The organism is Musicola keenii (genome assembly GCF_014855505.1).
GTDB lineage: Bacteria > Pseudomonadota > Gammaproteobacteria > Enterobacterales > Enterobacteriaceae > Musicola > Musicola paradisiaca.
Window position 1 is genome coordinate 1 of the sequence record NZ_JAAWVW010000054.1, and the last position, 1,187, is coordinate 1,187.

The following is a 1,187-nucleotide window of genomic DNA, read 5'->3' on the forward strand; positions in this document are numbered from 1 at the left end:
GGATGGGCATTGTCCATTTTTCCTGTGCGTTCATTAGCCCCAGATAAAGCAGCTTCAACAGACTGTTTTCATTCGGGAAAGCACCTTTGGTTTTGGTCAGTTTCCTGAACTGTCTGTGCACCGATTCGATAGCATTTGTGGTGTAAATGACTTTGCGGATATTGGCCGGATAGCGGAAGTACGCTGACAGATTGTCCCACTTGCGTCGCCACGACTGGAGCACCACCGGATACTGCAGCCCCCATTTCGCTTCCAACTCATCCAGTGCCATTTCGGCCGCTTCTTTTGACACGGCACGGTAGACTGGCTTCAGGTCGGTCATGAAGGCTTTATGGTGCTTTGAGGCCACATATTTAATCGAATTGCGTATCTGATGAATGACGCACAACTGCACTTCCGTCTGCGGATAAATGCTGTTTATTGCCTCTGGGAAGCCGGTCAGCCCGTCCACGCAGGCAATCAGAATGTCTTTAACACCGCGATGTTGCAGGTCGCTTAATACCGACAGCCAGAAGTTAGCCCCCTCACTTTCTGACAGATACAGGCCCAGAACTTCCTTTTTACCTTCCAGATTCAGGGCCAGCACGGTGTAAACCGCTTTGCTCTGATAACGGCCATCTTCCCGGATTTTATAGTGAATAGCGTCCAGCCAGACGAAGGGATAAACCTGCTCCAGCGGGCGCTGTTGCCACAGTTTTAGTTCGGGGATGACTTTATCGGTTACTGCACTGATGGTAGCAGTGGACACGCTGAAGGCATATAAATCTTCGACCTCCCGGCTAATGTCCTGGTAGCTCATCCCCAGTGCAAACAGGCGAATGATCTTGTGTTCGATCTCGTCGGATAACGTGGTCTGATGTTTTTTCACCAACTGGGGTTCAAAAGTGCCATTACGATCGCGCGGAGTCGCCAGTTCGAAGCTGCCCGTCGGGGCTTTAATGGTCTTTTTGCCGGAGCCATTTTTACGGTTAGCTTCAACATCCTGAGCCAGATGTGAGTCCAGTTCCGCAGACAAGGCAGCTTCCGTTAACTGTTTGATTAAAGGCGTTAAGATACCATCTTTGCCCGTTAATGCCTGACCAGACTGGAGGGCTTTAAGCGCTTTATCGAAATCGAAGGGCTGGGACATATGTCATTCCTTTTTGATTATATACTACTGGAATGACACAGAATTTCTAACACTCCCG

Annotated in this window: 1 protein-coding gene; it reads right to left on the reverse strand. The window is 49.6% G+C overall.

The annotated features are described in order from the left end of the window. A partial coding sequence (locus HEP82_RS19780) for an IS256 family transposase (RefSeq protein ID WP_192459608.1) occupies positions 1 to 1,129 on the reverse strand: 1,129 nt, incomplete at its 3' end. Positions 1,130 to 1,187: the final 58 nt, after the last annotated feature.